Raw genomic sequence first — 6,339 nt, forward strand, 5'->3', positions numbered from 1 at the left:
GACAACGCCGACAACAGCAACTGTTCTCGACTGACCATCGCGGTACCGGACCACTTCGTTAACCGGTTCAGCTCGAACCACCTGATGGAGTGAGTACCGGTCGCGCCAACGCCTTGGGAGGCGGCCAGCCGTGACCCACCGTGCCAGTTCCCTGCCCCCGTCCGGGGAGCAGCTCAGCAACGCCGAGGCCCAGGGCCTTTACCGCAGCGAGTACGAACACGACGCCTGCGGGGTCGCCTTCGTCGCCGATCTGACCGGCCGGCGAGACCACGCGATCGTCGCGAAAGCCCTGGTCGCGTTGCGCAACCTGGAACATCGCGGGGCGCGGGGCGCCGAACCGGACACCGGCGACGGCGCCGGGCTGCTGATCCAGATCCCCGACGAGTTCTACCGCGAGGTCGTGGACTTCGAGCTGCCCGAGCCGGGCACCTACGCCGTCGGCACCGCTTTCCTGCCGCAGGACGAAAAGCGCCGCGGCCGCGCGATGACGACCATCGAGCGCATCGCCGCCGAAGAGGACATGCGGGTGCTCGGCTGGCGCGAGCTGCCGGTGCACACCGAGCACTGCGGCCCGACCGCGGCCGAGACCATGCCACACTTCACGCAGCTGTTCCTCGCCGCGCGCCGCCCGAAGCCGGAGCATTCGGACCCGCTGCACATCGAGCGCAGCGCCTTCTGCGTCCGCAAGCGCGCGGAGCACGAGCTCGTCGACGACGACGTGTACTTCCCGTCGCTGTCCTCGCGCACGATCGTCTACAAGGGAATGCTCACCGAGCCCCAGGTCGAGCGGTTCTTCGCCGACCTGACCGACGAGCGCGTCACCAGCGCCATCGGCCTGGTGCACTCCCGCTTCTCCACCAACACCTTCCCGTCGTGGCCGCTGGCGCACCCGTACCGGTACGTCGCGCACAACGGCGAGATCAACACCCTGCGCGGCAACCGCAACTGGATGGACGCCCGCGAGGCGCTGCTCGAGACCGACCTGGTCCCGGGTGACCTCAAGCGGATCTACCCGGTGATCACCCGCGGCGCCAGCGACTCGGCGTCCTTCGACGAGGTCCTGGAGCTGCTCCACCTCGGCGGCCGGCCGCTGCCCCACGCCGTCCTGATGATGATCCCGGAGGCCTGGGAGAACCACCAGGAGATGGACCCGGCGCGGCGCGCGTTCTACGAGTTCCACTCGACGCTGATGGAGCCGTGGGACGGCCCGGCGCTGGTCGCCTTCACCGACGGCAGCCAGATCGGCGCGGTGCTCGACCGCAACGGCCTGCGCCCCGGCCGCTACTGGGTGACCGACGACGGCCTCGTCGTGCTGGCCTCCGAGGTCGGCGTGCTCGACATCGACCCGGCGACGATCGTCCGCAAGGGACGTCTCGAGCCCGGCCGGATGTTCCTCGTGGACACCGCCGAAGGCCGGATCGTCGAGGACGAGGAGATCAAGACCGAGCTGGCCACCGAGCACCCGTACGACGAGTGGGTCGAGGCGGGCCTGGTGCACCTGGAGGACCTGCCGGAGCGCGACCGCGAGGTGCCGCTGCACGCCGCGCTCGTGCGCCGCCAGCAGGCGTTCGGCTACACCGAGGAAGAGCTCGAAGCCATCCTCGAGCCGATGGCCCGCACCGGCGCGGAGCCGATCGGCTCGATGGGCAACGACTCGCCGCTCGCGACGCTCTCGAGCCGCCCGCGGCTGCTCTTCGACTACTTCATCCAGCTGTTCGCGCAGGTCACGAACCCGCCGCTGGACGCGATCCGCGAGGAGCTGGTCACGGCGCTCGGCACGCAGATCGGCGCCGAGCCGAACCTGCTCGTCGGCAACGCGGCGTCCTGCCGCCGGATCACCCTGCCGTTCCCGGTGCTCGACAACGACCAGCTAGCCAAGCTGGTGCACGTCAACGACGACGGTGACCTGCCGGAGTTCCAGGCCGTCACCGTGCTCGGCCGGTACAACGTCCACGGCGGCGGCGACGCGCTGGTCCAGCGGCTCGACGAGATCCGCGCCGAGGTGTCGGAGGCCATCGAGGACGGCGCGCGGCTGATCGTGCTGTCCGACCGCGGGGTCGACGAAGACCACGCGCCGATCCCCTCGCTGCTCCTGACCGGCGCGGTGCACCACCACCTCGTCCGCGAGAAGACGCGCACGCAGGTCGGCCTGATCGTCGAGGCCGGCGACGCGCGCGAGGTGCACCACATCGCGCTGCTCATCGGTTACGGCGTCGCCGCGGTGAACCCGTACCTGGCGATGGCGACCGTCGAGGAGATGGCCCACCAGGGCCTGATCCCGGGTGTCACGCCGAAGGAAGCGACGCACAACCTGATCAAGGCGCTCGGCAAGGGCGTCCGGAAGACCATGTCCAAGATGGGCGTCTCGACCGTCGCGTCCTACACTGGCGCGCAGATCTTCGAGGCCGTCGGGCTCGGCGAGGACGTCGTCGAGAACTGCTTCACCGGCACGACGTCCCGCCTCGGCGGAGTCGGCTTCGAGACCCTGGCCGACGAAGTCGCGAAGCGGCACAAGTACGCGTTCCCGGCCGACGGCGTCCGCGCCACGCACCGCGAGCTCGAGACCGGCGCGGACTACCAGTGGCGCCGCGAAGGCGAGCCGCACCTGTTCAACCCGCAGACGGTGTTCAAGCTGCAGCACTCGACGCGGGCCGGGAAGTACGACGTCTTCAAGGAGTACACGAAGGCCGTCGACGACCAGGCCGAGAAGCTGCTGACGCTGCGCGGGCTGTTCGACTTCAAGTACGGCAAGCGCGCACCGGTGCCGATCGACGAGGTCGAACCGGTCTCGGAGATCGTCAAGCGGTTCGCCACCGGCGCGATCTCCTACGGCTCGATCTCCATGGAGATGCACCAGACCCTCGCCATCGCGATGAACCGCCTCGGCGGGAAGTCCAACACCGGCGAGGGCGGCGAAGACGCGGAGCGCCTGTACGACCCGGAGCGGCGCAGTGCTGTGAAGCAGGTCGCGTCCGGACGCTTCGGCGTCACGAGCGAGTACCTCGTCAACGCCGACGACATCCAGATCAAGATGGCGCAGGGCGCGAAGCCCGGCGAAGGCGGGCAGCTGCCCGGCGCGAAAGTGTACCCGTGGATCGCGAAGACGCGGTACTCGACACCGGGCGTCGGCCTCATCTCGCCGCCGCCGCACCACGACATCTACTCGATCGAGGACCTCGCCCAGCTGATCCACGACCTGAAGAACGCCAACCCCCGCGCGCGCATCCACGTGAAGCTCGTGTCCGAGGTCGGCGTCGGCACGGTCGCCGCGGGTGTGTCCAAGGCGCACGCGGACGTCGTGCTCATCTCGGGCCACGACGGCGGGACGGGCGCGTCGCCGCTGTCGTCCATCAAGCACGCCGGCGGCCCGTGGGAGCTGGGCCTGGCCGAGACGCAGCAGACGCTGCTGGCCAACCGGCTGCGCGACCGGATCGTGGTGCAGACCGACGGCCAGCTCAAGACCGGCCGCGACGTGATCGTCGCCGCGCTGCTCGGCGCCGAGGAGTTCGGCTTCGCGACCGCGCCGCTGGTGGTGTCCGGCTGCATCATGATGCGCGTCTGCCACCTCGACACGTGTCCCGTCGGCGTCGCGACGCAGAACCCGAAGCTGCGCGAGAAGTTCAGCGGCAAGGCCGAATACGTCGTCAACTTCTTCGAGTTCATCGCCCAGGAAGTGCGCGAGTACCTGGCGGAGCTGGGTTTCCGGTCGATCGCCGAGGCCGTCGGCCACGCCGAGTTCCTCGACAAGCGCAAGGCCGTCGACCACTGGAAGGCGGCCGGGCTCGACCTGTCGCCGATCTTCCACGTGCCCGACATGGCCCCGGCCGGCCTGCGGCTGCAGCAGACGCAGCAGGACCACGGACTCGAAAAGGCACTCGACAACACCTTGATCCAGCTGGCCGAGGGTGCGTTGAACTCCGGTGACAAGGTGCGGCTGGAACTGCCCGTCCGCAACGTGAACCGGACCGTCGGGACGATGCTCGGGTCCGAGCTGACGAAGAAGTGGGGCGGCGAAGGCCTGCCCGACGACACCATCGACGTCACCTTCACCGGGACCGCGGGCCAGTCGTTCGGCGCGTTCCTCCCGAAGGGCATCACGCTGCGGCTCTACGGCGACGGCAACGACTACGTCGGCAAGGGCCTCTCCGGCGGCCGGCTGATCGTGCGCCCGTCGAAGGACGCGCGGATCGCCGCCGAGGACCACATCATCGCCGGCAACGTGATCGCCTACGGCGCGACCAGCGGCGAGATCTTCATCCGCGGCAAGGTCGGCGAGCGGTTCTGCGTGCGCAACTCGGGCGCGCTGGCCGTCGTCGAAGGCGTCGGCGACCACGGCGGCGAGTACATGACCGGCGGCCGGATGGTCGTGCTCGGGCCGGTCGGGCGCAACTTCGCGGCCGGCATGTCCGGCGGCATCGCCTACGTGCTCGACCTGCCCGCGCACCGCGTCAACCCGGAAATGGTCGACATCGACCCGCTCGACTCCGAGGACGCGGACTTCCTCCGCGAGACGCTCGAAAAGCACTACGACGAAACGGAATCCGCCGTCGCGCGGGAACTGCTGGCCGACTGGGACGCGGGAGTCGACCGCTTCGGGAAGGTCATGCCGAAGGACTACAAGCGTGTGCTCGCCGCCCAGGTCCAGGCCGAACGCGACGGGCGCGACGTGAACGAGGCGATCATGGAGGCCGCACATGGCTGACCCCAAGGGCTTTCTGACCACCACCCGCGAAGAGCCGAAGCGCCGTCCGGTCGACCTCCGGCTGATGGACTGGCGTGAGGTCTACGAGGACTTCGCGACCACGAAGCTGGAGAAGCAGGCCGGCCGCTGCATGGACTGCGGCATCCCGTTCTGCCACCAGGGCTGCCCGCTCGGGAACCTCATCCCGGAGTGGAACACGCTGGTGTGGCGGGAAGACTGGCAGCAGGCCATCGACCGGCTGCACGCGACCAACAACTTCCCGGAGTTCACCGGCACGCTGTGCCCGGCGCCGTGCGAAACCGCGTGTGTGCTCGGGATCAACGACGACCCGGTGACGATCAAGCGGGTCGAGATCTCCATCGTCGACCGCGCCTTCGAAGAGGGTTGGATCACGCCGCAGCCGCCCACCGCGAAGACGGGCAAGAAGGTCGCGGTCGTGGGCTCCGGCCCGTCGGGACTCGCCGCGGCGCAGCAGCTCACGCGCGCGGGCCACAGCGTCGTGGTCCTCGAGCGGGCCGACAAGATCGGCGGGCTGCTGCGCTTCGGCATCCCCGAGTTCAAGATGGAGAAGCAGCGGCTCGACCGGCGTCTCGACCAGATGCGCGCGGAGGGCACGGAGTTCCGGACCTCGGTGAACGTCGGCGTGGACCTCTCGGCCGACGAGCTGCGGTCGTCGTACGACGCCGTGGTGCTGGCCGGCGGCGCGACCGACTGGCGCGACCTGCCGATCCCCGGCCGCGAGCTGGACGGCATCCACCAGGCGATGGAGTTCCTGCCGCCGGCGAACCGGGTCGCGTCGGGTGACCTCGACGCGTCGCCGTTCGACGCCGCCGGGCTCGACGTCGTCGTGATCGGCGGCGGCGACACCGGCGCGGACTGCGTCGGGACGTCCCACCGCCAGGGCGCGCGTTCGGTGACGCAGCTGGAGATCATGCCGAAGCCGCCCCAGGCCCGTTCGGACGCCCACCCGTGGCCGACCTACCCGATGATCTACCGGGTGTCTTCGGCGCACGAAGAGGGCGGCGAGCGGATGTACGCGGTGAACACGCAGGAGTTCGTGGGCGACTCCGATGGTCGCGTGCGGGCGCTGAAGCTGGTCGAGGTGCGCAACGAGGGCGGCAAGTTCGTCCCGGTGCCCGGTTCGGAACGCGAGCTGCCCGCACAGCTCGTCCTGCTGGCGATGGGCTTCCTCGGGCCGCAGAAGAAGGGCCTGGTCGAAGACCTCGGCGTCGAGCTGGACCCGCGCGGCAACGTCGCGCGCGACAAGGCGTTCAAGACGAGCCTGGACAACGTGTTCGTGGCCGGTGACATGGGCCGCGGCCAGTCCCTGATCGTCTGGGCGATCGCGGAGGGCCGCAGCGCCGCGGCCGGCGTCGACGCGTACCTGACCGGGCGCGACTTCCTGCCCCGGCCGATCGCGCCGACGGACCGGCCGATCGCGTAAGACCCGGCGCGGGGGGGGGGGGGGGGGGGGGGGGGGGGGGGGGGGGGGGGGGGGGTGCGGGGGGGGGGGGGGGGGGGGGGGGGGGGGGGGGGGGGGGGGGGGGGGAAAAACCCCCCCCCCCCCCCCCACGACGTCGCCCAGCCGTGCCGCCGCTTCAGCTCCGTGAGCTGCTCCGGCGTGGTCGCGAGCTCCA

The 6,339-nt window shown here is 70.3% G+C and carries 2 protein-coding genes; both read left to right on the top strand.

Features of this window, described 5'->3' with window-relative positions:
• Positions 1 to 130 precede the first annotated feature (130 nt).
• Positions 131 to 4,702, top strand: a complete 4,572-nt coding sequence (gltB, locus tag ACZ63E_RS36400; RefSeq protein WP_465340799.1) for a glutamate synthase large subunit — start codon at positions 131 to 133, stop codon at positions 4,700 to 4,702.
• Positions 4,695 to 6,146, top strand: a complete 1,452-nt coding sequence (locus ACZ63E_RS36405; protein WP_465340801.1) for a glutamate synthase subunit beta — start codon at positions 4,695 to 4,697, stop codon at positions 6,144 to 6,146. The genes gltB and ACZ63E_RS36405 overlap by 8 nt, the downstream gene beginning before the upstream one ends.
• Positions 6,147 to 6,339: the final 193 nt, after the last annotated feature.

This window comes from Amycolatopsis sp. NPDC104819 (genome assembly GCF_055583145.1).

Excerpts from the sequence above, each read along its gene's own strand:
- ACZ63E_RS36405 (WP_465340801.1), top strand. The coding sequence starts at position 4,695 with ATGGCTGACCCCAAGGGCTTTCTGACCACCACCCGCGAAGAGCCGAAG.